This is a genomic window from Mesorhizobium sp. M0052 (genome assembly GCF_040323255.1).
Lineage (GTDB): Bacteria > Pseudomonadota > Alphaproteobacteria > Rhizobiales > Rhizobiaceae > Mesorhizobium.
Window position 1 is genome coordinate 141818 of the sequence record NZ_JAMYUS010000011.1, and the last position, 21696, is coordinate 163513.

The following is a 21696-nucleotide window of genomic DNA, read 5'->3' on the forward strand; positions in this document are numbered from 1 at the left end:
TCCCGATATTTGGGGCTTGGCCGATCTCGCCTTGGCCATAAATTGCAGGCACCATGGCCGGGTTTGAAATCGGGGCAGGGCGCGCAATGACGGTACGATACGGGGTTGGATCTGCCGTTGGAGCAGCGCTGCTGTTGACGATCGTTTTCGCCGCCCAGGCCGGCGATGCCGCCGCGCGGCGCATCATCGGCTTTTCCCCCGACGGCAAATATTTCGCCTTCGAGCAATATGGCGAGCTCGACGCTGCCGTTTCCGGCTGGTCGCAGATCGACATCATCGACACAAGCACAGACGAGTTCGTCGGCGGCAAGCCGATCCTTGTCCTCGATGAATCGGAAGAGGCGACCACGACGGTGGAGCAGGCACGGGCGCAGGCCGCAAAGCAGGCCGCGCCAATCCTGGCCAAATATGCCATCGCCGAGCGCGGCACGCGCACGGCCTCCGACAGGTTCACCTTCCCGGACGACACGGTCGACTACAACGACATCCGTCGCCTCGATCAGGCCGCGCAGAAATGGCTGTCGCCGTTCTATGGCGAAACACAGATTTCGACCATCCAACTCGATGAGATCCTTGCCGACAGCAAGGAGGATTGCTCGGCAAGCTTTGATGACGCGAAGCCAAGCGACCAAGTTCTTCCGGGCGACAAGACACTTCAAGGCGACAAGACACTTGAAGGGGACAAGACGGCCAAGGCCCGCGGCTTCCGCCTGTCGCTGCAGGGGCAGGACGGCAAGCCGTTCAAGGTGCTGCACGAGGACAAGGCCGTGCCGGGCTCGCGCAACTGCCCGACTTCCTACAGCCTGTCGGAATCCTACGAATACACCCCGCCCGGCAGGCCCGCGGTAGTGGCGGTGCTGGTGCAGCGCTTCAGCCAGGGCTTCGAAGGACGCGACCGCCGCTTCATCGCCGTAACCGGCCAGGCACGCTAAGCTGCGGCCCCCCTTGTGGCAGGCAGAAAAAGCTCATGCGCCCGGAAAAGCAGGGCGTTCGTGTCGGATATCAGCTCTTAAAGCGGCAAGGCCGCCAGCATCAGCCCGACGCCACCCGCAATCAATATGGCGGCTGCCAATGCTTTTCGATGACGTTCGAACGCGGTCGGAGCCCGCTCCCAATTGTAACGCATACCCAATGCTCTCCCAAAACCCCGCGACTCCATAGCTTACTTTAGGTAAGAAAAGCAAGACCTTGACCCTGCGAGATAGCTGGCTTGACAGTTTGCGGCGGTGATTCCCAGCTGCAATCACCGACTATTTCTGGGGTGCTTCCCTGTTCTCAGGCTCTGAACGATGTGGAAGTTACCACAATCTGAAGTTGGATGTCTCCATTAGGCTTCGGTTGCCTGTGTCGTGAGGATGGTGGCGTTGCCGGATTGCCACAGAACGGTCAGGCCTGCCTGTTCTCACTCTCGTCCGCGCAATGGACAGACCCGCATCGCCGCGCTATCTGCTCTCCAGGAAAATGGTGGAGGGGCTCCATGGCCCAAATCGGTTCTGAAATGGTTCTGCGGCTCGCGGACGACGCCTCGGTCCAGCATGTCGGCGATGGCGCCGTCGTTCTCTTGGCGCGCAGCGGCCAGCTTTACACCTGCAACGGCACCACCGAAGCCTTTCTCGACAAGGTGGACGGCGCCCGCAGCCTTGACCAGATCGTCGTCCTGTTGTCTGACGAGTTCGAGGTCGACAAGGGCACGCTCGACCAGGACATGGCGGCGCTGGCCGCCGAACTGGTGAGCGAAGGCATTCTCGCCGACCCGGCTCCCTGATGGTGGACGGCGTTCTCCTGCGCGCTTTGTTTCGTGTCCATTTATGGGCAAGCGCGCGGCTGATGCCGACCCTGATCGGCCGCCGCAGCTTCGAATCGGTGCTGAAATGGGCGCCGCTCAGCGCACCCACCCCTTATCGCGGCCTGTCGTCAGCCTACATCGTCGCTGCCGTCAACCGGACCGTCCGGCACCCCTGGCTGATGCGCGACCGCAGATGCCTGCGCGAGGGCCTGCTCGCCCACCGCTTCCTGCGCTTTGCCGGCTTCGATCCGGATCTGCGCTTCGGCGTCGATCCGAAGTCGATGCAGGCGCCGCGTATGTCTGCCCATTGCTGGGTCTGTCTCGATGGCCGCCCAGTGGTCTCGGACAGCCTCCCCGGCATGGTCCAGATCTATCGCCATCACGCCGATGCCGGAAAGGCACACGCTGCTTGACCGGTCCGGCGACCACCTTCTGCTACGATCTCCAGGGCCAGGTCATCAGCATATCGGCCTCGCGGGCCGATCTCTGGCCGAGCTTCGACCTCATGCTCGGCACGTTGCGCGTGAGCGGGCCGGCCGAGCCCGATTTCCGCGTCGACATCGTCGAGACGCGGGAGTTACCGGAATCGCCTGCCGGAAAACTCGCTTTCGACGGCGACGTGCCGGAGGACGGCCATTGCCGGCTGATCGACGGTGGCGGCACCGTTCATCTGGTCTTTCCCGGCCTGCAGACCGTCTCGATCAATGCCGATGGAGGCTGGGCCGAGATACGAGTCCATCCCGATGCCAAGGTCAAATGGACGGTGCTGATGATGGTGCTGGATGCAGCACTTGATGCCGGCGACCAGCACATGCTGCACACCGCCGGCCTGACATTGCCCGGCCGAGAGGCGCTGGTGCTGATCCATGCGCCGAGCGGCACCGGCAAGTCGACGACGTCGCTGGCGCTGGCGTCGCAAGGCTTCGGCCTGTGCTCTGATGACGCCATGATCCTCAAGATTTTGGCCGGCGGCGGCATCACGGCCTGGGGCTTGCCGCGCAAGGTGAAGGTCCACCGCCACACGGCGGCAATGCTGCCCTTCGTGGCGCCTTGCCTTGGCGACAAATGGGACGCCAATGGCGAGCAGGCCGTCTCGCTGGAACGTCTCGCCGAGATCATCCGCATCGAGGAGACTGTCGGCAGACCGGTTGCGGCACTGCTTCATCTCGCCCGCTCGGCGGACGCGCAAACCCGGCTCGTGCCCATGACCAGGACAGACGCCCTGGTGGCGCTTGCCACCGACAATGTCAGGACCGGCATGACCGGCCTTTTGCCGGCGCAGAGGCGCCGCATGGCAACTATCGCAACGCTGGTCAAAGCCGTCCCGACCTTTACCCTGGAAGTCGGCGAAAAACCGGCCGAGGCGTCACCGTTGATCCGCGCCGCGCTGCCGGCGCCGGACTGACGGCCGGCGCGGCAAGTTCAGGCAAAACGTGACTTTGGCCTGGCGAGCCGCTGGATCCAGCGGAAGGCGTCGCGGCGCAGGCGCGAATGCATCTTGTCCCTGGAATTGACGCCGAGCAGCGTATCGCCGGTGATCAGCCATTTGGCCAAAAATATCGAGAGGTCGGGCTTGATGCGGTCGGCCAGTTCGATCGCGCGCGGTGCATCAAACAGCCGCCCCGTCACATTGAGAACCGTCGCCAGTTCGAGCTCGATGCCGCTGATGCGCGCCGCCTCGAAAAGCCGGTCTTCATCCGCGGGCGACCGCAGCGCGCGCACGCCCTGCAGCACGTCGACGCAAAGCTGCAGCCGGTGGAACTTGTGCCCGCCGGCGGCGTGAACAATGGCGATGGTCAGCAGCGCGGCCGGCGTGTCGGCCTCGCTGCCGTCGATGATCTGCAATTCGCGAAAGCCGAGCGACAGCCGCCGCCGCATGCCGGAATCATGCACCAGGTTGCCGTGCAGTTCGATCAGCAGGCTGGTATTCTCCTTCTCCAGCCACTTGAACTCCTGCAGGTCCTGCGACTGCGTCTCCTCGCTCCAGAGTTCAAAGCCGCATCCGGCAATCACAGCGTTGGCTGCGGCGATGCTGGCCGGCTCGACCAGAATGTCGATGTCGGTGAAAGGCCGGTCGGCGGCGTGGCGGTAAAGTTTGCGGGCGAAGACAGGCCCCTTGACGATGCGCGCCGGCACGCTGGCGGCGGCGAGCCCCTTGATGATGCGGTCGCCATGATATTGCAGCAGCATCGACTGGCCGGTCGCCAGCGTCGACTGATCACGCAGTTCCGACAGCTTTTGCCGCAAGGCCGCGTCCGCAGGCAGTCGGGCGTCGCCGATCTCGCTGAGCTTGCGCAGCATGATGGGAAGCACGCCGTGGAACTCGGCATTGACGAGCAGTGCCAGCAAGCTTTCGGCAGCAACGTCACGGCCAATGGCAGCCGGCGCCTCCGGGTCGGCGAAGGTCAGCAGCAGTTTTTCATCGGCAGGCGCAAGAGATGGCAGCATCAAACCCGGATTGCGTTCGCCCACATCAGCAATTCCCGTCCGGAATTGCGTCAAACAACCAACTCAGAGGAGCGTATGTTGCAGAAAAGCATGCATGAAGCCAGCGTGTGGTGGCAGAACCAGCTCATGAATTGACTTTCCACGGTTTCGGTCCATTCTTTTGCACTGGACTGAAAAGGGTGTTTGGAATGGCCAAGAAAAAGTATGAAGCGCCCGTGCTGCGCAAGGCAGGAAAGTTGTCCAGCGTGGTGGCCGGGCCGTCGCTGCCGATACCGCGATAAGACTTCTACGGCTTCGGTTTGGATGAAGCCGGAGCGGTCGGCCGCAAGGCAAGCCGCGCTGCAGGCGGGCAATCTGTCGGCGTGACTGCGGGTAACGGTCCGTCCGGTCCCGCAGGCTAAGGCAAGTTCATAAGCCGCCTGTTCGGGATATGGGCAAGGCCCCTCCGTTACAGTCCCCAGCGCAGCGCGGCTGTGTGCACCGGCGCGTCCCACATTGACGTTGCCTCGTCATCCAGCATGGTCAGCGTGATCGAGCAGCCGGCCATGTCGAGCGATGTCACGTAGGACCCGACCAGCGAGCGGGTCACCGTCACGCCCTGTTTTTCGAAGATGTTTCGGGCGCTGTTGTACATCAGATAGAGCTCCATCAGCGGCGTGCCGCCAAAGCCGTTGATGAACAACAGTGCCGGGCCTTTCGCCCTGTCGCCGAGATCGCCCAGGATCGCGGCGCAAATCTCTTCGGCGATCGCATCGGCGCTTTTCAACGTGTCGCGACGCCGGCCGGGCTCGCCATGAATGCCGACGCCGAATTCCATCTCGCCATCACCAATCTCGAAGGTCGGCCTGCCGGCCGCCGGCACCGTGCAACTGGTCAGCGCCACGCCCATCGAACGCGTCGCGCTGTTGATGCGACCGCCGAGCGCCTTGAGATCCGCCAGCGCCATGCCTTGCTCGGCGGCGGCGCCGACGATCTTCTCCACCACCAGCGTGCCGGCGACGCCGCGCCGGCCGGTCGTAAAGGACGAATTCTCGACGGCGACGTCATCATTGATCACCACCTGCAGGACGCCGTCGGCCATTTCGCCGGCCATGTCGAAATTCATCACGTCGCCTTCATAGTTCTTGACGATGAACAGGCAGCCGGCGCCGGTATCGACGGCGGCGGCCGCCGCCAGTATCTGGTCCGGCGTTGGCGAGGTGAAGACCTGGCCGGGGCAGGCGGCGTCCAGCATGCCGTGACCGACAAAGCCGGCATGCAACGGCTCGTGGCCGGAACCGCCGCCCGAGATCAGCGCCACCTTCCCCGGCTTCATCACCTTGCGGCGAATGAATTTGTGCTCCTCGCCCAGCACCAGGATGTCGGCATGAGCTGCAACGAAGCCGTTGAGGCTTTCGGTCAGCACCGTGTCGACGGAATTCATAAACTTCTTCATGTGTCCTCCCGACACAACACGATCAGCCGCCACTCCTGCCGGTGATGCTGGTGATCTTCTGGATGAATTCGTTGATCGCCTTGTCGAGCGCTGCATTCTGCTTGTCGTCGCCGAAATCGGGCACGATCAGCGAGACATGCCGGGTCTTGCGCATGCCTGCCGCAACCGACATCTTGCCGGGATGCGCCAGATGATAGGCAGCCAGAAACTGATCGCGCTCGGCCGGACTGAAATGGCAGACCGAAAAAATAGCCGGCAGATGTTTTGACGGGATCGGGGTCGAATAGGCCGCGCTGGAAATCTGGGTGACGAAGCTGCGGTGCTTGCCAAGCGCGTCGGCAAGGCGTTGTCGCATACCCGACGGTCGCTGGTCGATGACCTGCGACAGGATCGTCTTGTAGGCGCGGATCGCCTCTTCCGAGCCGGCTTCTGGTGTCTTGTCGGCCATCTCAGTCATCCTAGACCGATGCATCCGAGATGGCCGCCTTGGCCATGGCGAGTTGGGCGGGAGCCACCGAGAGATCCCGCAGGCCGGCCTCGAGCAGTGCCGGGATCGATGCCGGATCGCCGCCGGCATCGCCGCACAGGCTGACTGGGATTTTCGCGCGCAGGCCAAAAGCGGCAACCGAGCCGATCAGCCGCAACACGGCAGGATGACGCACCGAATTGAGGTGTGCCACGGCAGCGTTGTCGCGGGCGGCGGCCATAACATATTGGGTCAGATCGTTCGAACCGATCGAGAAGAAGGCGACATCGGCGAACGCTTCCGGCGCGATCGCCACCGACGGCACCTCGACCATGATCCCGAGCGGCGGCATTTTGTACGCTACGCCGCGCGCGGCAAGCCCGGCCTGCTCCTCCACGAACAGAGCGGCGGCGCGTTGGTACTCCTCCGCGACGGCGATCATCGGAAACATCACCTTCAGATTGCCGTGCACCGCCGCGCGCAGCAACGCCCTGATCTGTACGCGAAACACCTCCGGCCTTGCCAGCGACAGCCTGATGCCGCGCAGACCGAGGAACGGGTTGCTCTCCTCGACGGTGAAGCCCGGCACCGGCTTGTCGCCGCCGGCATCGACGGTGCGGATGGTCACCGGCTTGTCGCCTGCCCATTCCAGCACCTTGCGATAGGCCTGGTATTGCGTCTCCTCGTCCGGCGGCGCCTTGCCGAACAGGAATTCGGTGCGCATCAGCCCGACGCCATCACAGGTCGAGATGTCGATGCCATCGACCTCGGACGGATCGGCGATGTTGACCTGCACGCGCACCGTCGTGCCGGCCCGGGTTACCGCCGGTTTCGCGAGATAGGCTCCGGCCGTGTCTCGATGTGCCACAAACGAGGACGAGGACCGGTGGAACGCTTCGATCTCGGTCGTGGTCGGCGAAAGCACGATACCGCCATGCTCCGCATCGAGCAGAGCCAGACCGACGGGATTAGCCGGCGAAGCGCCAAGCCCCACCACCATCGGCACGCCGCGCGAGCGCGCCAGCATGGCGACGTGGCTGGCGGCGCTGCCGGCCCTCAGCGCGATGCCGCCGCCGGTGCTCCAGTCGGTCTCGAGAAAGCGCGTCGGCGCGATGTCCTCGCCATAGAGAATGGCGCCGGCTGGTGGAGCGCTCTCCTGCTCCTCGGTAAGGGCGCGCAGCACGCGGTCGCGGATATCGCTGATATCGGCGGCGCGAGCCCGGAAATAGTCCTGGTCTGACGTTTCGTAGCCGGAGATCTCGGCGTCCAGCGCCTGTCGCCAGGCCATGTCAGCCGGCATGCCGGACGCGATCGCGGCAAAAGCCGGGCCGGTCAGTGCCTCGTCCCCAAGCATGGCGAGCTGGAATTCGAGAATGCCGGCGGCCTCGTCATCGGCGGTTTCGATCAGGGTCGCGAGCCGGTCCGTCGCGCTGGCGATAGCTGCTTCCAATGCGGCCTTCTCGTCCGCGGCGCTCGCCTTGCCCGTGTAGTGCGCGGTGCCGTTGTCGAGGTTGAACAACGGCCCCTCGGCATAGCCGGCCGAGGCCGAAATGCCTTGCAGCCTAAGCGGTTCGGGCATGGCCCGCATCCTCGTCGAAACCGCGTCGCACCAGCTCGGCCAGCGCTCTCACGGCATCATCGGCGCCGTCGCCTGTGGCCCGGATGTGCAGCATGGTGCCTTTCGGCGCCCTGGCCGCCATCACCTTGACGATGCTCTTGGCGTCGAACCATGGGCCGTTGGCGGCAAGCGCAATCTCCACCTCGGCGGCAAAGCTCTTGGCAAGCTTGGTGAACTTCACCGAAGGGCGCGCGTGCAGACCTACCTCGTGGGTGATCAGGACGGTGGCCTCGGCAAATGCGGACATCAGGTCAAAATTCCCGTTCGCTCACGACGGCGACAATTCATGCGCCGTCGCCACCACTTCCTTCAGCGAGGCGCCGCCGGACGCCTCCGTCGCGGCCATCACCGCGCCTTCGACGATCGGCGCGTTGCAGACGACGATCTTCTGCGCCCGCGGCTCGCCGATCATTTCCACCGCCATTTCCGAATTGGTCTCGGCGCCGCCGAGATCGACCAGTATGGCGACGCCCGCCTCCGACCACGCCTTGTCGATGGCGCCCATGATCGCTTCGACGCTGGTGCCGAGCCCGCCATGGCCGTTTCCGCCGCACCATGCAAGCGGCACTTCGTCGCCCACCATCTGCCGCACCATGTCGGCCGTGCCTTCGGCAACCAGCGGGGAATGCGAGACGATGACGATGCCGACATTGCTCATGCTTGGCCCTCGACGGTTTCGGCGACGGTCCGCACCAGCAGCGCCACAGAGCGTCCGCCGGCATCCATGTGGCCGATAGAACGGTCGCCGAGGAATGAGGCGCGACCGCGTGTTGCCTTCATCGGCACGGTCGCTTCGGCAGCCGCGTCGGCGACATCTGCGATTTCCATGGCCGTCTTTCCTTTGACCAATGCGTCATGCACGGGTTGCAGCACATCGAGCATGGTCTTTTGACCGACCTGGGATTTGCCTCTGGCGGCCACAGCTTCGATTGCCTTGCCGAAAACAGCCGCCAGATTGGCACGATCCGGCTCTCCCGAAATCTCCTTGCCGAGCGCCAGGAACAATGTACCGAAGAGCGGCCCGGACGCACCGCCAACCGTCATCACCAGCTTGGTGCCGATCGCCTTCAGCGCCTCGGGCAGCGGCTTTGCAGCGAACGCCCCGGCATCGGCGCGCACAGCCTCGAAGCCGCGCTTCATGTTCAGCCCATGGTCACCGTCGCCGATCGCCTGGTCGAGCGCGGTCAACTCTTCCGAGTGAGCGGCGATCGTGTCCGCGGCGGCGGTGATCAGCCTGGCAAGGTCGAACGCTGCCATGTCCAGATTCCCGGTTTCGATCCTGCCGGCAGTATCGCAAGAGTTTTCATTCGACAATCTAAGCATGCCGTCAGGCCGTTGCATGCAGCGCGGCGGCGGCCGCGAACACTTCGGCCACGGCATGGGCGCCAGGGTCGACTACGCCTTGCAATTTGGTGCCAACATAGGCGGAGCGTCCGGCCTTCGCCTTCTCCATGGCAGCGGTCGCCTCGGCGCCGTGCCGTGCCGCTGTAGCCGCGGCATCCAGCCCCTTGGCATCGAGCGCCTTCAGCGCCGGCTCCAAGGCATCGACCATGGTGCGGTCGCCGACCTTGGCGCCACCGTAAAAAGTCATGCGGTCAAGCCCGGCAAGCAGCGCCTTGGACAGGGTTGCTCCGCCGTTCGAAGCCTGAGCCGCCGCCGTGAAGAAGATCGACAGCAAGACGCCTGAGGAGCCGCCCATTGCGACGCCCAGACTATCGCCTATAGCCGCAAGCGTGGCGGCAGGGTCGGCCAGCGGCAGCGCATCGAGCCGTTCCAGCACGCTGCGCGCGCCGGTCGCAACCGTCGAACCGGTATCGCCATCGCCCGCCTTGGCGTCGAGCCCGTTCAGTGTCTCTTCGAGCGCGATCAGCCGTTCGCAGACCGTGACGATCAAACGCCTGGTGCCGGAATCCTGGCTGGCCCTTTGGGCTGCACTGTTTCCAGCCGCTTTCGCCATAGGCACGATAGCCGGCGCGACGACGGTTTTGGCCGGCATCCAGGCATGTGGGCCGACAGGCGCCAGCAAGGCTGCCTCGCGCGCCGCATCGAGCTTGATCAGCGACAGCGAAAAACCGTTCATGTTGAGCGCCGTCATCAGCGGTCCTGGGCCGATCGCAAGCTTCACGGTCTTGGCCAGCGGCGAGGCCAGCACGGCATTGGCGACCAGCGACATTTCGAGCGGCGGCACCGAGCCGAGATTGTTGATGAGCAACGCGTGGCTGGCGTTCGGGTCGAGCCGCACCGCCAGCCGCTCCGCCATGATCGCCACAAGTCTGTCGGCGCTCTGCACGGCGATGCGCTCGACGCCCGGCTCGCCATGGATGCCGAGGCCGAGTTCGCCGTCATTTTCGCCGAACCGCTCTTCATGTGGCTGGCCGGGGATCGAGCAGGACGACAGCGACATGCCGAGCGAGATGATGTCCTTCGCCGCCACGCGAGCGGCTGTAGCAACGGCTGCCAGGTCCTGACCGGTCTCCGACAAATGGCCGGCGATCTTATGTACGAACAAGGTGCCGGCGACGCCGCGCGGCTGGTTGATATCCGGCAGGGCGATGTCGTCGGCGACGATCGCCATCTCGACGCGAAACCCTTCGGCGCGCGCTTTCTCGGCCGCCAGGCCGAAATTGAGCCGGTCGCCGGTGTAGTTCTTGACGATCAGCAGGCAGCCGGCGGGGCCGGTCACCGCGCGGATGGCGGCCAGCACCGCCTCGACGCTGGGCGAGGCGAAGATCTCGCCCGAAACCGCCGCCGTCAGCATGCCCTTGCCGACAAAGCCGGCATGGGACGGTTCGTGTCCGGCGCCGCCACCGGAGACGACGGCAACTTTCGCCTTGTCCCAGTCGGCGCGCAGCACGACCTTGATCTCGGGATAACCGTCGAGGCGCGCGAGATCGCCGGAACCGATGGTCCGCAACAGGCCATCCAGCGCCTCGGTGACGATCGTTTCTCTGCGGTTGAAAAAGTGCTTCATCGAGTTCGTCCCGTATTCGCAATCGTCAGTCAGAAGCCGGCGTCTAGACCGCCGAAATCTTCACATCAGCCTTTGTCCGTCGGCGCCGAAATACAGCGGCGAGCGGTAGCGGATCACCACTTTGTCGCCCTCGGCCAGATCCGTATCGGGGTCGGTGAGCGTCACCAGTTTCTTCGGGCCGACCGTAACATGCAGATGGTTCTGGTCCCCGAGATGTTCGACCCAGTCGACGACGCCGTCGGCATGGCCGTTTGCGGTCTTCTCGATCGACAGATGCTCGGTGCGCGCGCCGATGGTCTTGGTTCCGGTCGGCGCCCCACCATCAGGCAGCAGTCCCGCTGGCAGCAGATTGATCGCCGGCTGGCCGAGCCGTGCGGCGACATGAAGGTTTGCCGGCTCGGAATAGATGGTGCGCGGCGTGCCGATCTGCACCAGCACGCCATTGTTGAGGATGCCGATGCGGTCCGCCATGGTCATCGCCTCGATCTGGTCGTGCGTGACATAGAGCATGGTGGCGCCGAGCTCGGCTTGGATGCGCTTGAGTTCGAGCCTGAGATCGGCGCGCAATTTGGCGTCGAGCGACGACAGCGGCTCGTCCATCAAATAGATCGACGGCTTGCGCACCAGCGCGCGCCCAATGGCGACGCGCTGCATTTCGCCACCCGAAAGCTTGGTCGAGCGGTTGTTCAGCTTGTGGTGGATGCGCACCATCTTCGCCACCTCTTCGACGCGGCGGCGAATCTGGTCCTCCGGTACTTTCCGCGCTGGCGAACGCAGCGGGAAGGCGAGGTTGTCGTAGACCGACAGATGCGGGTAGAGCGAATATTGCTGGAACACGAAGGCGGTGTCGCGCTCGGCCGGCGACAGCGTCGTCGCATCGTGGCCGCCAATATGGATCGTGCCGCCATCCGGCCGCTCCAGTCCGGCGATCAATCTCAGCGTCGTCGTCTTGCCGGCGCCGGTCGGGCCGAGCAGCACGACGAATTCGCCATCGGCGATGTTAAGGTCGAGGCCATCGACGGCGACATGGTCGCCGAAGCTTTTGGTCACGCCCTTGATGTGCACGTCAGCCATGCTGCGCTCTCCCTTGAGAGGCGGTATCGTGGATCGCGGTGCGCACCGCCCGACCCGAGCCCTTGTCGAACAGCGACAGCCGCACGCTGTTCAACGTCAGCCCGACATGATCGCCGGCAGCGAGCCGGATTTCGGCCGGCACCCGCGCCTTGATGATGCCGTCCGCCGTCTCCACCGCCACGATCTGCGTCGTGCCGAGATATTCGGTGCCGTAGATGGTGCCGCGCAGTTTCGACGCATCGTCGAAACGGATGTGCTCGGGACGGATGCCGAGCGCCATGTCGGCGGGCGCAATTTCCTCGCGCACTTCCGGCACCGCCACCTTGGCGCCCTGGACGACGATTTCCTTCGCCCCCTTCGCCAGCCCGCCACCGAAGCCCAGGAAATTCATCGGCGGCGAGCCGATGAAGTCGGCGACGAACATGGTTGCCGGGCGGTCGTAGATTTCGCGCGGGCTGCCGAACTGTTCGATGACGCCATGGTTCATGACGGCGATCTTGTCGGCCATCGACATCGCTTCCATCTGGTCGTGCGTGACATAGACGGTGGTGGCGTGGATGCGGTTGTGCAGCTCGCGCAGCTCATGCACCATCAGATCGCGGAATTCGGTGTCGAGCGTGCCGAGCGGCTCGTCCATCAGGAAGCATTTTGGCCGTCGCACGATGGCGCGACCGAGCGCCACGCGCTGGCGGTCACCGCCGGCAAGGCCCGAGACCGATTTGTTGAGCAGATGGTCGATGCGCAGCAGCTTCGCCGTTTCCTCGACACGGCTTCGAATCTCGGCCGACGGCATGCCTTGCGCGAGAAGCGGGAAGCCGATGTTCTTGCGCACATTCATATGCGGATAGAGCGCGAAAAGCTGGAAGACGAAGGCGATGTCGCGTTCGCGCGCCCGGCGCATGGTGACATCCTCGCCGCCGAGCAGGATCTGGCCGCCCGTCGGCAGTTCCAGCCCGGCGATCATGCGCAGCGTCGTCGTCTTGCCGCAGCCCGACGGGCCAAGCATGACGAAGAACTCGCCATCCTCGACGATGAAGCTGGAATCCTGCACGGCGACGAAATCGCCGAAGGCCTTTCTCAAATGTTGGACGCGGATTTCGGCCATGATTATTCCGGGAATTTCGAGACGATGATGAACATCACTGTGCCGGCGAGCATAGTGATGAAGGAGTAGGTGTAGAGCGCGAGCGCGAAAGGCTGGAACAGCATCAGGAAGCCGACGGCGATGAGCGCCGTCGCAATGTTTTCCATCAGGCCGCGCCGGGCCCAGCGAGGCCAGGATGACTTTTTGGAGATGGCTGGGCGCGTCATGCGTAGCTGCCTTCCTTCTGCCCGGCAACGGGGCGAGACGGTTGCCAGGTGGTTCCCCCACTCCGTCGCTGCTTCGCAGCGTCACCTCTCCCCCCTCCGGAGGGAGAGGAAGGCAGCCTGCCTGAATGAAGTTCGCGTCCTTCCTCTACCCCGTCGATCGGGGGAGAGGTGTCGAGCGAAGCTCGACGGCGTGGGGGTCGACCGTTCACCAAAGCGATGCGGATCATGCTCGGCCCCGCCCACTGTTGCGCCAGACGCCGTCATCGGCCATCAGCTCGCTCAAAATGCCTTCGCGCAGACCACGGTCGGCGACGCGCAGCCGCTCCGACGGCCACACCGCACGGATCGCTTCAAGAATAGCACAGCCGGCCAGCACAAGATCGGCGCGGTCCGTACCGATGCACGGGTTGGCGCAGCGCTGCTGGAAGTCCCAGCCGACCAGTTTTTCGACCATGCGGTCGACGCTGTCGCGGTCCATCCACAGCCCATCGACGCGGCGGCGATCGTAGCGTTCGAGGTCGAGATGGACGCCGGCCAGCGTCGTCACCGTGCCTGATGTGCCCAGCAGATGGAATTTCGGGCTGGTCAGCACGTGGCTCAACCGGTCGCGGCCGTCGAAGGATTTTAGCCGCACCGCGACATCGTCGACCATCGCGGCAAAGATCTCGCGCGTCACCGTGCGGCCGCCAAAACGCTCGGCCAGCGAGACGACGCCGACCGGCAGCGACGTCCACGACACGATGTGGTTGGCAAGCCGTGGCGAGCGCTGGCCGGTGAGGTCGATCAGCGCGATTTCGGACGAGCCACCGCCAATGTCGAACAGCACCACGCCTTGCGTGTCGCGCTCGACCAGCGAGCCGCAGCCGGATACAGCAAGCCGCGCCTCGGTCTGGCGATCGATGATTTCCAGCTTCAACCCCGCCTCTCGTTCGACGCGCTGCAGGAATTCCACGCCATTGTCGGCGGTGCGGCAGGCCTCGGTGGCGATCAGCCGTGCCTTGCGGATCTTGCGGTTGCGCAATTTGTCGCCGCAGATCTTCAGCGCCTCGACGGCGCGGTCCATCGCCGCCTGGCTCAGGTGCCCATTCGCCGTCAGCCCCTCGCCCAGCCTGACGATGCGCGAGAAGGCGTCGATGACGCGGAACTGGCCATGGCGCTGCGGCACCGCGACCAAAAGCCGGCAATTGTTGGTGCCGAGATCGAGCGCGGCAAACACCGGCAGTTCCTGCATCGGCGGACGATGCATTGGCTGTTCCGGTCGGGATTGTGGCGCCGAGGGCAAAGGCACCGGCGCTGGAGCGGCCGGGCCGACTGAGGCCGGCGCACTAACCGCTTCGGCCGTTGCGAGAGGGCTGTCGTCGCGCGCAAAAACCTTGCGCCCACGCCGGCGCTTGCGCCGCTTTCTCGCCTTGCCTCGCTGATGCTGGGCTTCGCCGGCCTGTCCGTTACCGGACTGAGGCCCCGCCTGGCGGGGCCGCCCGGCGGATGGGCTTGGCCCGCCTGACGGCGGCGAAGCCCTGGACACGCCCACTTCCGGCGCGCCAGCGCCGGTGTCGTGGTCTTCCACTTCAGTTCCTTCCGGCGCCGCGCGAACCGGAAAACCGGACGCAGCAGGCGCTTAAAAATTTTAAGTTGCCGCCAGAGTAGCAGCGCCGGACCGGATCACCAAGAGCAAGGGGCCAAATTTTGCCGGCTGCGTCCTGCCACGTCCCCGCTGCTTTGCAGCGTCCCGGCGTTCGCTAGCCTTTTCATCTTGCCACTGGCACGACGAATTCGCCGTTGGCGAACCGGCTGCTCACCCTTGCCGGTTGAATAGCCGGCTTCAATGAGGCATTTCTGAAATGAGGGGGAATTGGTGAATCGCGGACGTTTTAACGCCCGCCTGGGCGATGGGCAGCAACACATGACGACAACTCCATGAATTGGGGGGGCACGAATTGGAAGCGCTATCTGTGGCCGGTCATCGGTGTCGCGGCGGTCATCGGGTCGCTGTTGTTGCTGTGGCATGAGTTGCGCGGCATCTCGATCGACGATGTCTGGGACGGCATATCAGCCATCCCGACGCGCGGCTGGGTGCTGGCGGCGCTGAGCTCGGTGGTCGCCTACGCCTCGCTTGCCGGCTACGACCACATAGCGCTCTTGCATATCGGCAAAAAGGTCTCGTGGCTGTTCGTCACCTTCTGCTCCTTCACCACCTATGCGCTGTCGCACAACATTGGCGGCTCGGTGTTTTCGGGCGCCGTGATCCGCTATCGCGCCTATGGCACCAGGGGGCTGACCGGCCAGGACGTCGGCATTCTGGTGGCGATCTGCTGGATCACCTTCGTGCTCTCCAGCATTCTGGTCGGCGGCCTGGTGCTGGTGTTCGAGCCTGCGATCATCGACCGCTTTTCCGGCGCCCCGCACCACGGCCTGGCGATCGCCGCCGGCATCGCTTTGCTGATCCTGATCAGCGCCTACATCTTCGGCAGCTGGCTGCATCTGAAGCCGCTGAAAATCGCCGGCTTCCAGCTGCACTATCCGGCGCTGCCGATCGTGGCGCGGCAATTGCTGATCGGCCCGATCGAGCTTCTGGCAGCAGCGGCGATCATCTTCTTTGCTCTGCCGGCGGCCGGAAATCCCGGCTATTTTGTCATTCTCGGCGTGTTCCTGGTGTCGTTCTCGGTTGCGCAGATCTCGCACGCGCCGGGCGGGCTCGGCGTGTTCGAGGTCGTGTTCCTCGCGGGCCTGTCTGATATGGACCCGGTCGGCGTGTTGGCGGCACTTCTGGTGTTCCGGCTGTTTTACCTGATCATCCCGCTGCTGATCGCGCTCGGCGTGGTGCTGTTCTTCGAACATTCGCAATACAGCCGGACGGAGAGCTGAGGATCATTGGGTGCGGCGCGCCACCCGGGCGTAATTGCCCCTATGAAACGCTGTGATTGAAACGCAGCTTAGGCTTGACTATTTTCCGGCGGCGGCTACAAGGCACGCGCGGCTGCTTCGGCGGCCCACCAGCGCGACAGCGCCTGCTGGGGAATAGGTTAACGGTAGACCCACGGACTCTGACTCCGTTAGTCCTGGTTCGAATCCAGGTTCCCCAGCCAAGGCACGTCATGCCCACTGACAGCCAGTACATCCTCGAACGCATCCGCCAGGGATGCGTGGAGTTGTCCGACGACGAGTTCGCCATCGACAGGCTGGCAAAATATGTCGGCAACGGGAGAATCCGCTGGCATGTCGAGTTGCGTGGGCATCGCATCGAGCTGACAACCGGCCAGATCAAGAAGCAGCCTACCTTTCGCAGGAAAATCCTCGAACAGGCCGGCGTTCTGCCGCCGCAGCGTGCCGGGGCCGATTACCGGCGATGGGCACTCGATCTCAGGCGGAATGCCATCGAGCTTCCCTGGCGCGACAGGCCGGTCGATGCCGGTTTTGCCATCGACAGGCTGACCAGCCACGGCGATGGGCGCTGGACGGTGGAATATCAGGGCAAGGCGATAAAATTCACGACGACGAAACTGCGCCGGCAACTCAGTTTCCGCAAACGCATGCTGGCCAAGGCTAAGGTGCTGCCGCCGGAATTGGCCCCGCCTGCCTATCGCAAGTGGATGGACTCGCTCATGCAAAACGCCACAGAGGCGGTACCGCAGGCCGGCGAAGCTTCGGCGACGGAGAAGAGTTGGCTTGACGACCTGCCGGAGCTGGCCGGCTGGGAAGATGAAGCGCCGCCCGAGAATTGATTGGGTTCCAATGATCATGAAATCCGGCGATGCCTCTCCGGAACTGCGCGATTGGGCAGCGGACGTTCTGGGGATACAGACCGATATCGGAATGCCTGCCAAAATTGCCCAGCAATAATCGCCTACCCGCCTCATATTCCTCCGGCGGGAATTTGGTCGCCGCCCAAATCAGCGGCCGGCGCCGCTCATTCAAGAGATGGCCTGAGGAGGCGCCGGCCAGGCGGGCCTTGGGGTACCCGCCGACGCTACATTAGCATTCACGCATAGATTTGGAATGGCGCGAACGCGGAAGGCCGGCTGCCTTCACAGCAGCATTACCGCAATTTTTCCCAAGACCAGGAACCCGCAACGGTGCAAGGGTTGGAACGCCCAGCGTTTCGGCGCGGCTTGCCTGGAGACAATCATGGCGACGTTTCTTACCGCTCTCGCATCCGAAGGTCCGCCAGCCGACCGGGCGAAAGACATGGACCTGTATGGATGGTTGATCGGCAGTTGGGACATGGAGACGCTCCACCACCGCAACGACGGCACAATTCAGAAATGGGATGGCGAGTGTCACTTTGGTTGGGTGCTCGAAGGCCGCGCCATTCAGGACATCTGGATCAGGCCCAGGCGCCCTGCCCCGTCCACCATGTATGGCACGACCTTGCGCGTCTTCGATCCCGGGATCGGTGGCTGGCACATTATCTGGAGCGATCCGCTCAACCAGGATTACTCGCGCCAGATCGGGCGGGCCGAAGGCAAGGACATCGTCCAGATGGGCGCCGACTCGCGCGGCCTGCAGGCGCGGTGGCGGTTCACCGAGATCACCGCCGACAGCTTTCACTGGATCGGCGAGGAGAGACGCGCGGAGAGCGACCCCTGGCGCGTGACCTATGAACATTTCGCCCGCCGGGCGGGTTTCTGAAGCACGCCTGCGCGTTCCGCCCTCGTGCCCTTGCGCAACGCTCGATCATTTTCCCAACCGGCGCGATAACCCTCGTCCCGGTCGACGCCCCCGGCGAGAGCACGAAGGCGGTGGTCCCGCCGCCTGCCCCGCCCGCGAAAGGCAACAGCGCGCATACCGGCGTTTGAGCGAAAGACGGAAGCTTACTCCGCCGCTTTCGTAGCCTGCGATGCCCCTGATCGAGAGGAAATCCTCGAGCCTGTATCCGGCGTATTCGGCCGTTGCCGGATTGCTTTGCGCCGCCCGACCGGCAGCCTGCGCCAGCCGGGATGGTTGATGCAGACATTGTGGTGCGCATGGCGGGCGAGGTACGACCATAGATTAGCGATAGCTCAATTAACACCAAACGAGTATCTCAAAACCCGCCGGTACAAGCGCGCCCAAGAACCTTCATATGTACTGAGCGCGAACAGAGGCTAGACAAGCGAAGATTCCAATAGCATTGTTGCCACTGGGACGGGGCTCGACCGGCAAGCGCAAACGATGCTTGTCGGTGGTTGGCAACAGCTAAACCGTACGGCCGTAATTGCCACGGCTGCGAGACCAAGGAGTCCCAAGGATGCCGAACCCAAGCCAAACCAGCGATCAATGGTGGGTCAACGACCAGACGCCGGACAACCCGTACGGCAAAAGCGAAGATTACGGGGCCTTCCTCACCTACCTTGGAGCGCTGGACCGGTCGATAACGCCGGCGATCGCGGCGGGAACGCTGAGGATCAATGTCTCCGAGCTCAATGACCATCCCGAATACAAGGCCGCCGCGATCGGCGCCTTGCAGATGTGGGCCAGTGTCACCCCTTTGAAGTTCGAAATCGTCGACAATGCACCATACAACAGCGCAACGGACTGGATGCAGGTTGTCAGCCCCGAACTGGGCGAAGAGGACGACGGCAGCGCCTATTCCAACGACCGCTATGTCAGCATCGGCCAGCGTTTCCACGACACCGAGGTCAACAAGACGGATATTGGCGGCTATGTCTTCGATTCCTTCATCCATGAATTCGGTCATGAGTTCGGGCTGAACCACCCCGGGCTCTACAATTACAGCGGCCCCGGCGGCGTACAGATCAATTATCTGAACAATGCGACCTGGACCTACGACCGTCAGCAATACAGCGTCATGTCCTATTTCGACGGGATCGATGTCGGTGAAACCAGCCGCTGGTCGGCGTCAACGCCGATGATGGCCGACATCGAGGCGGTCATCCGCCGCTTTTTCTCCACCGTCGACGAGAACGGCGTGCGCACCTATCAGCATATCGATCTCAACACCGGCGACAACGTCTACGGCTTCGGCAGTGCCGTGGACGGCTACCGGCTGACCTCCTCGGGCATGCAGCACGATATCGGCTTTGTCATCCATGACACCGGCGGAACCGACACGATCGACTTCTCCGGCTCGACGGCCGGTACGATCCTCGATTTGCGCGCCGGACAGTTCTCCAGCGTCAACGGCCACAGCAACAATGTGTCGATCTTTGCCGGGCACAACGCCGACGGCACCGACTATTACATCGAGAACGGCATCGGCAGCAGCTATGACGACGTCCTGATTGGCAATGACGGAGCCAACGTGCTGGATGGCCGCGGCGGCGGCGACCGCATGGCCGGCAATGGCGGCGACGACACCTACTTCGTCGATTCCCTCGACGACATCGTGCGCGAGGAAGCGAATGGCGGGAATGACACGGTCGTTCTGCTGAACCGGAACTTGAATATCCGGAAAATCGCCAACGTCGAACACATCATCTACGCCGACGAGTCGACACTCCAGCCTGGAGACGGCGGCACCGAAACCGCACCGACCATCGGCGACAACACGATGACCAGCGTCATCTTCGGCGACAATGGCAACAATACGCTCGACGGCGGCGCCGGCGACGACACGATCTTCGGCCAGGGCGGCGATGACCTCATCATCGGCGGCCGCGACTCGCTCGCCAGCCGCGACATCAACAACACCATCGATGTCGCCGACCTTCCAGACCAGACCGAGAGCGACGACGGCAATGACACGCTCTATGGCGGCCGCGGCAACGATACGATCCTCGGCGGCCAAGGCAACGACATCCTCGACGGCGGCGACGGCGACGATACGCTGAGCGGCCAGGATGGCGTCGATATATTCAGGGGCGGCGCCGGCGTCGACACGGTAGACTTCAGCAAGGAGAGCCCCTTCCAACTGCTCGTCAACCTCGAGACGAACGTTGCCAATGGCGGCACCGCCACCGGCGACACCTTCTACAGCATCGAAAACCTGATCGGCTCCGATGACCGCATCGACCGTTTCATCGGTACGTCGGCGGCAAATCATTTCTGGGGCCGGGGCGGCGGCGACTATTTCAACGGCGGCGGCGGCAACGACATACTGGATGGCGGCAATGACGGCGACATCCTGTACGGTGAAGCCGGCAACGACACGATCATCGGCGGCGCCGGCCAGGACTATCTGGATGGCGGCGCCGGCATTGATACGGTCGTCTACGAAGGCAGTTCCGCCGGCGTGACGATCGACCTCGCCAATGGCACGGCCAATGGCGGCGACGGCGATGGCCCGGTGCAGATCGTCGGGCGCGGCACCGTTATCCGGCACGACATCCTGGTCGGCTTCGAAAACGCCGTCGGGTCGTTCTTTGACGACCATCTCATCGGCAACGCCCAGGCCAACAAACTTTCCGGCGGCGCCGGCAACGACACGCTGACCGGCGGTGGCGGCGCCGATATATTGAATGGCGGCGCCGGCAGCGACACGGCGGACTACGCCGACGCGGCCAGCGGGCAAAACCTCAAACTGGGTGGCGGCAAATCCGGCGGCGACACCTATATCTCGATCGAAAATCTGGCTGGCTCGGGCTTCAACGATCACCTGACCGGCGATGGCGCGGCCAATGTGCTGACCGGCCAGGGCGGCGCCGACAAGATCGACGGCGGCGGCGGCGATGACACCCTGCTCGGCGATTTCGCCTATCAGGGCGATGCTCCGCCACGCCCGGGCATGGGCACCGGCTACGCCACGCTCGGACCGGACGCGACCAACAATTCGGTCTCGACCGCCTTCGACATCTCGAACAACTTCTCGCTGACCGCCGACCCCGACATCTTCGATTCGACGACCACCCTTCACACCACCGTCAATGCCACCGGAAACGGCTTGGGCGGATATTACAGCATCAACCTGGCGGCCGGCACGATCATCACCATCGACATCGATGGCATTGCCGACCCCAATGTCCATGACAGCATCGTCAGGGTGCTGGACAGCGATGGCAATATCGTCGCCCAGAACGACGATGGCGGCAACGACCCCGGCTCCAACAACGGCCGCGATTCGGGCACCAGCTTCATCGTTCAGGAAACCGGAACCTACTATATTGTGGAGGGCGAATGGTCGGACTCGGCTCCTGGCGATGGCTGGGTCGAATCCGTGCCGGAGGGCTCGACTTACAAGCTGAACGTGTCGGTCGAATTCCCGCCGGCACCAGCTCAGCCGGGCGTTGCGGGCGCCGATACGCTCAACGGCGGCGGCGGCAGCGACCTTTTGGATGGCGGGCTGGCTGCCGATACGCTGACCGGCGGCGCCGGCGACGACTATTTCCGCTTCTCGACAGAACTCGGGAACGGCAATATCGACTGGATCAAGGACTTCAAGGTCGCCGACGATACGATCCTGCTGGACAACCTCATCTTTGCCAGCGTTGGCGGCGACGGCGCCCTCGCTTTGGGCTCATTCTACAAGAGCGCAGCCGGTGCTGCTCATGATGCCGACGACCGCATCATCTACGACACCGACAGTGGAATATTGTCTTACGACGCCGATGGTTCCGGACAGGGAGCAGCCGTTCAGTTTGCACACCTGAACACAAATCTGGATCTTTCGGCTGCAGACTTCATTGTCATCTAACGCGTTGCCGGGGGAGGG

General features: G+C 63.7%; 20 protein-coding genes and 1 tRNA gene. 9 read left to right on the forward strand and 12 right to left on the reverse strand.

Features of this window, described 5'->3' with window-relative positions:
• The first annotated feature begins 134 nt into the window (after window positions 1-134).
• From NKJ77_RS16955 to NKJ77_RS16970, 4 genes are all read left to right on the forward strand, one after another.
• Window positions 135-932, forward strand: a complete 798-nt coding sequence (locus NKJ77_RS16955; RefSeq protein ID WP_352535495.1) for a DUF2259 domain-containing protein — start codon at window positions 135-137, stop codon at window positions 930-932.
• A gap of 545 nt (window positions 933-1477) precedes the next feature.
• Window positions 1478-1765 carry a PqqD family protein gene (locus NKJ77_RS16960; RefSeq protein WP_023684213.1) on the forward strand — a complete coding sequence of 96 codons (288 nt, stop codon included), beginning with the start codon at window positions 1478-1480 and terminating at the stop codon, window positions 1763-1765.
• Window positions 1765-2199: a lasso peptide biosynthesis B2 protein gene (locus NKJ77_RS16965; protein ID WP_023668789.1), complete on the forward strand. Its 435-nt coding sequence runs from the start codon at window positions 1765-1767 to the stop codon at window positions 2197-2199. Before NKJ77_RS16960 ends, NKJ77_RS16965 begins: the two co-directional genes overlap by 1 nt.
• Window positions 2196-3191, forward strand: a complete 996-nt coding sequence (locus NKJ77_RS16970; RefSeq protein ID WP_023732536.1) for a phosphoenolpyruvate carboxykinase (ATP) — start codon at window positions 2196-2198, stop codon at window positions 3189-3191. The genes NKJ77_RS16965 and NKJ77_RS16970 overlap by 4 nt, the downstream gene beginning before the upstream one ends.
• 17 nt (window positions 3192-3208) lie before the next feature.
• Here the strand turns inward: NKJ77_RS16970 and NKJ77_RS16975 are convergent, their stop codons facing one another.
• The 12 genes from NKJ77_RS16975 to NKJ77_RS17030 all read right to left on the reverse strand — a co-directional run bounded on the left by NKJ77_RS16975 (window position 3209) and on the right by NKJ77_RS17030 (window position 14676).
• Window positions 3209-4234, reverse strand: a complete 1026-nt coding sequence (locus NKJ77_RS16975) for a nucleotidyltransferase family protein (protein WP_023732535.1) — start codon at window positions 4232-4234, stop codon at window positions 3209-3211.
• Window positions 4235-4682: 448 nt separating this feature from the next.
• Window positions 4683-5669, reverse strand: a complete 987-nt coding sequence (gene dhaK, locus NKJ77_RS16980) for a dihydroxyacetone kinase subunit DhaK (protein ID WP_023668785.1) — start codon at window positions 5667-5669, stop codon at window positions 4683-4685.
• Between the two features lie 22 nt (window positions 5670-5691).
• Entirely contained in the window at window positions 5692-6117 is a 426-nt protein-coding gene (locus NKJ77_RS16985; RefSeq protein WP_023668784.1) for a hypothetical protein, read from the reverse strand.
• 10 nt (window positions 6118-6127) lie between these two features.
• The gene (gene ptsP, locus NKJ77_RS16990; protein ID WP_352535496.1) at window positions 6128-7714 is read right to left on the reverse strand and encodes a phosphoenolpyruvate--protein phosphotransferase; all 1587 of its coding nucleotides are present in this window, start codon (window positions 7712-7714) and stop codon (window positions 6128-6130) included.
• On the reverse strand, window positions 7698-8000 hold the full coding sequence (locus tag NKJ77_RS16995) for an HPr family phosphocarrier protein (RefSeq protein ID WP_023684207.1): 303 nt from the start codon (window positions 7998-8000) through the stop codon (window positions 7698-7700). The genes ptsP and NKJ77_RS16995 overlap by 17 nt, the downstream gene beginning before the upstream one ends.
• Window positions 8001-8021: 21 nt before the next feature.
• Window positions 8022-8411, reverse strand: coding sequence for a dihydroxyacetone kinase phosphoryl donor subunit DhaM (gene dhaM, locus NKJ77_RS17000; RefSeq protein ID WP_023690004.1), 390 nt, complete (start codon window positions 8409-8411; stop codon window positions 8022-8024).
• Window positions 8408-9010, reverse strand: a complete 603-nt coding sequence (gene dhaL, locus NKJ77_RS17005) for a dihydroxyacetone kinase subunit DhaL (RefSeq protein ID WP_023831194.1) — start codon at window positions 9008-9010, stop codon at window positions 8408-8410. Before dhaL ends, dhaM begins: the two co-directional genes overlap by 4 nt.
• A gap of 70 nt (window positions 9011-9080) precedes the next feature.
• On the reverse strand, window positions 9081-10724 hold the full coding sequence (locus NKJ77_RS17010) for a dihydroxyacetone kinase subunit DhaK (protein ID WP_023831193.1): 1644 nt from the start codon (window positions 10722-10724) through the stop codon (window positions 9081-9083).
• 60 nt (window positions 10725-10784) lie between these two features.
• Window positions 10785-11798: an ABC transporter ATP-binding protein gene (locus NKJ77_RS17015; RefSeq protein ID WP_023738110.1), complete on the reverse strand. Its 1014-nt coding sequence runs from the start codon at window positions 11796-11798 to the stop codon at window positions 10785-10787.
• The gene (locus NKJ77_RS17020) at window positions 11791-12903 is read right to left on the reverse strand and encodes an ABC transporter ATP-binding protein (RefSeq protein ID WP_023738111.1); all 1113 of its coding nucleotides are present in this window, start codon (window positions 12901-12903) and stop codon (window positions 11791-11793) included. The genes NKJ77_RS17015 and NKJ77_RS17020 overlap by 8 nt, the downstream gene beginning before the upstream one ends.
• 2 nt (window positions 12904-12905) lie before the next feature.
• The gene (locus NKJ77_RS17025) at window positions 12906-13109 is read right to left on the reverse strand and encodes a hypothetical protein (RefSeq protein ID WP_023694181.1); all 204 of its coding nucleotides are present in this window, start codon (window positions 13107-13109) and stop codon (window positions 12906-12908) included.
• A gap of 223 nt (window positions 13110-13332) precedes the next feature.
• Window positions 13333-14676, reverse strand: coding sequence for a Ppx/GppA phosphatase family protein (locus NKJ77_RS17030; protein WP_023694901.1), 1344 nt, complete (start codon window positions 14674-14676; stop codon window positions 13333-13335).
• 350 nt (window positions 14677-15026) lie between these two features.
• Here NKJ77_RS17030 and NKJ77_RS17035 point away from each other — a divergent pair, with 350 nt between their 5' ends.
• The 5 genes from NKJ77_RS17035 to NKJ77_RS17055 all read left to right on the forward strand — a co-directional run bounded on the left by NKJ77_RS17035 (window position 15027) and on the right by NKJ77_RS17055 (window position 21678).
• Complete coding sequence (locus tag NKJ77_RS17035; RefSeq protein ID WP_023682434.1) at window positions 15027-15974, forward strand: lysylphosphatidylglycerol synthase domain-containing protein; 948 nt, start codon at window positions 15027-15029, stop codon at window positions 15972-15974.
• A 147-nt stretch (window positions 15975-16121) separates the two neighbouring features.
• Window positions 16122-16195: transfer RNA gene (locus NKJ77_RS17040), tRNA-Gln, on the forward strand.
• A gap of 9 nt (window positions 16196-16204) precedes the next feature.
• Entirely contained in the window at window positions 16205-16831 is a 627-nt protein-coding gene (locus NKJ77_RS17045; RefSeq protein ID WP_031195469.1) for a hypothetical protein, read from the forward strand.
• Between the two features lie 403 nt (window positions 16832-17234).
• Window positions 17235-17738, forward strand: coding sequence for a hypothetical protein (locus NKJ77_RS17050; protein WP_023689675.1), 504 nt, complete (start codon window positions 17235-17237; stop codon window positions 17736-17738).
• Between the two features lie 598 nt (window positions 17739-18336).
• On the forward strand, window positions 18337-21678 hold the full coding sequence (locus NKJ77_RS17055; protein ID WP_352535497.1) for a M10 family metallopeptidase C-terminal domain-containing protein: 3342 nt from the start codon (window positions 18337-18339) through the stop codon (window positions 21676-21678).
• The last annotated feature ends 18 nt before the right edge of the window (window positions 21679-21696 follow it).

Coding starts and splice junctions, on each gene's coding strand:
- NKJ77_RS17020 (WP_023738111.1), bottom strand. CDS start 12,903: ATGGCCGAAATCCGCGTCCAACATTTGAGAAAGGCCTTCGGCGATTTC.
- NKJ77_RS17035 (WP_023682434.1), top strand. CDS start 15,027: ATGAATTGGGGGGGCACGAATTGGAAGCGCTATCTGTGGCCGGTCATC.
- dhaL (WP_023831194.1), bottom strand. CDS start 9,010: ATGGCAGCGTTCGACCTTGCCAGGCTGATCACCGCCGCCGCGGACACG.
- dhaK (WP_023668785.1), bottom strand. CDS start 5,669: ATGAAGAAGTTTATGAATTCCGTCGACACGGTGCTGACCGAAAGCCTC.
- NKJ77_RS16995 (WP_023684207.1), bottom strand. CDS start 8,000: ATGTCCGCATTTGCCGAGGCCACCGTCCTGATCACCCACGAGGTAGGT.
- NKJ77_RS17045 (WP_031195469.1), top strand. CDS start 16,205: ATGCCCACTGACAGCCAGTACATCCTCGAACGCATCCGCCAGGGATGC.
- NKJ77_RS17010 (WP_023831193.1), bottom strand. CDS start 10,724: ATGAAGCACTTTTTCAACCGCAGAGAAACGATCGTCACCGAGGCGCTG.
- ptsP (WP_352535496.1), bottom strand. CDS start 7,714: ATGCCCGAACCGCTTAGGCTGCAAGGCATTTCGGCCTCGGCCGGCTAT.
- dhaM (WP_023690004.1), bottom strand. CDS start 8,411: ATGAGCAATGTCGGCATCGTCATCGTCTCGCATTCCCCGCTGGTTGCC.
- NKJ77_RS17025 (WP_023694181.1), bottom strand. CDS start 13,109: ATGACGCGCCCAGCCATCTCCAAAAAGTCATCCTGGCCTCGCTGGGCC.
- NKJ77_RS16960 (WP_023684213.1), top strand. CDS start 1,478: ATGGCCCAAATCGGTTCTGAAATGGTTCTGCGGCTCGCGGACGACGCC.
- NKJ77_RS16985 (WP_023668784.1), bottom strand. CDS start 6,117: ATGGCCGACAAGACACCAGAAGCCGGCTCGGAAGAGGCGATCCGCGCC.
- NKJ77_RS16965 (WP_023668789.1), top strand. CDS start 1,765: ATGGTGGACGGCGTTCTCCTGCGCGCTTTGTTTCGTGTCCATTTATGG.
- NKJ77_RS17015 (WP_023738110.1), bottom strand. CDS start 11,798: ATGGCTGACGTGCACATCAAGGGCGTGACCAAAAGCTTCGGCGACCAT.
- NKJ77_RS17055 (WP_352535497.1), top strand. CDS start 18,337: ATGCCGAACCCAAGCCAAACCAGCGATCAATGGTGGGTCAACGACCAG.
- NKJ77_RS17050 (WP_023689675.1), top strand. CDS start 17,235: ATGGCGACGTTTCTTACCGCTCTCGCATCCGAAGGTCCGCCAGCCGAC.
- NKJ77_RS16975 (WP_023732535.1), bottom strand. CDS start 4,234: ATGCTGCCATCTCTTGCGCCTGCCGATGAAAAACTGCTGCTGACCTTC.